The organism is Amycolatopsis sp. SID8362, assembly GCF_010550475.1.
In the GTDB taxonomy this organism is placed as follows: Bacteria; Actinomycetota; Actinomycetes; order Mycobacteriales; family Pseudonocardiaceae; genus Amycolatopsis; species Amycolatopsis eburnea.
The window spans coordinates 1-254 of record NZ_JAAGNB010000289.1 but is presented as its reverse complement, the minus strand read 5'-3'; the positions used below and the strand labels follow the sequence as shown (position 1 = coordinate 254).

At 74.0% G+C, this 254-nt stretch carries 1 pseudogene; it reads left to right on the top strand.

The features are described from left to right. Positions 1 to 188: pseudogene (locus G3I65_RS09155) on the top strand (hypothetical protein); the annotation flags it as partial. Positions 189 to 254: the final 66 nt, after the last annotated feature.

Genomic DNA, 254 nt, shown 5'->3' with positions numbered 1-254 from the left:
GCACGGCCGAGGTCTTCGACACGGCCACGGGTTACTGGGTGCTGCTGGGCAGCCTGCTCCCCCACGGCCGGGCGTCACTGGTGTGCGCGGCGGCGTCGGCGCACCGGATCCTGGCGATCGGCGGGAGCGCGAACACCTACGGCAGCGTCGTCACGATCCCGGACGTGCTGTCGCTGAAGCTGCCCTGACCGCGAACCGCCGCAGCCCCGGAGTTCCCGCCCCGACGGCCACCACCGCCGCCACGCACAGGACGC